Source organism: Roseomonas rosulenta (genome assembly GCF_016106005.1).
GTDB classification, from domain to species: Bacteria; Pseudomonadota; Alphaproteobacteria; order Acetobacterales; family Acetobacteraceae; genus Neoroseomonas; species Neoroseomonas rosulenta.
Window position 1 is genome coordinate 1 of record NZ_JACADR010000494.1, and the last position, 1683, is coordinate 1683.

The 1683-nt window shown below is 75.1% G+C and carries 1 protein-coding gene; it reads right to left on the minus strand.

Annotated elements, in window-relative coordinates:
- Window positions 1-1683, minus strand: a 1683-nt coding sequence (locus HW578_RS26230; protein ID WP_198373648.1) for a non-ribosomal peptide synthetase, incomplete at both ends; no start/stop codon positions are given.

The following is a 1683-nucleotide window of genomic DNA, read 5'->3' on the forward strand; positions in this document are numbered from 1 at the left end:
CGCAGCGGGAAGACCAGCGGCGAGGGCGGCGTCGTGGCGGCCGCGACCTCCGCCGCCAGCACGGCCGGGTCGCGCGGCGCGGGGGCGGGCGCGCCGTCCGTCGCGCGCAGCAGCAGGTCGCGCACGCTGGCCATCTCCGCCATCTCATCCTCGGTCAGGCGCAGCCCGGTGCGTGCCTCGATCTCCATGGCGAGCGAGACCCATTCCAGGCTGTCGATGCCGAGTTCGAGCGACGGGCTCGCGTCCGGCGCTACCGGCTTTCCGGGGTAGCGCGCCTTCAGGATCTCCCACACCTCGGCCGCGCCCGGCATCGCCACCAGCTCGGCATCGGCCTCGCTGAGCGGCGCGGGTGCGGCGGCGGCGCGCCCGGCCAGCAGGTCGTCGTACAGCCCGGCCAGGCGGAAGCGCTGCACCTTGCCCAGCCGGGTGCGCGGCAGCGGCTCACGCGCCAGCACATAGCCCGCGAGGCGCTGGTAGGAGGGCAGGTCCTGCGCCGCGACGGTCAGAGCCACGCGCAGCACATCCTCCGGCCGCGCCGCCCCCGCCGCTCGCAGGACCGCCGCATCGGGCAGCACCACCGCGACCAGCGCGCCGTCGCGCTCCAGCACCGCGATCTCCTTCACCGCCGGGTGCGCGGCGTAGGCGGCCTCGACCTCCTCCGGCATCACGTTCTTGCCGCCGCCGAGGACGATCATCTCCTTGCTGCGGCCGGTCACGTGCAGGAAGCCGTCGGTGTCGAGCCGGCCGAGGTCGCCGGTGCGGAACCAGCCATCGGCGGTGAAGGCGGCCGCGTTCGCCTCCGCGTTGTCGCGATAGCCGTCGAAGACGTTGGGGCCGCGCAGCTCGATCTCGCCGATGCCAAGCGCATCGGGCGCGGCGATGCGGACCTGCGTGCCCGCTGCGATCGGCCGGCCTTCCGAGCCCACGCGCTGCGCGGCGGGCGTATTGCCGGTGAACAGCGAGGCGGTCTCCGCCAGGCCGTAGCCGCTGGCCACGCGCCAGCCCAGCGCCTCGAGCATCCAGGTGCTCTCGGCATCGAGCTTGGCCCCGCCCGAGACCATCAGCCGCAGGTCGGGCGCCATCTGCGCATGGAGCGTGCCAAACAGCCGCCGCCCCACATCCAGCCCGCCCTTGCGCAGCGCGGTCGCGACTTCCAGCAGCCCGGCGAAGACCATCGCCGCCAGGCGCCCGCGCGCGGCGATGCGCGCCTGCAACCCCGCCAGCAGCGCGACATAGAGTCGCGGCACGCCCACCATGAGGGTCGCGCGCCCGCCCTTGAGCGCCTGCACCAGCTGCGGCCCGGTCACCGCCTCGGGCAGGATGATGGCCGCGCCCGCCGCGATCGGCGTCATCAGCCCCACCAGGAAGGGATAGACGTGGTGCAGCGGCAGCGGCACCAGCATGCGGTCGGCAGGCCCGATCAACCCCTGCGCCAGCACGCCGTGCAGGTTCGCGGTCAGGTTCGCATGCGTGAGCGTGAACAGCTTGGGCGCGCCCGTGGTGCCGGAGGTCGCGACGATCAGCGCGGCATCGCCCGGTGCGGCCTCCGGCAGCGCGCCGGGTGCGGCGGCGCGCAGCGCGTGCCAGCCGGCGTCGTCCTCCGGGCGGTCCACCAGCACCACGCGCAGCCCCTCGGGCGCGGCGAGCTCGGCCGCATGCGCGGCGGAGGCGAAGACCCAGCGG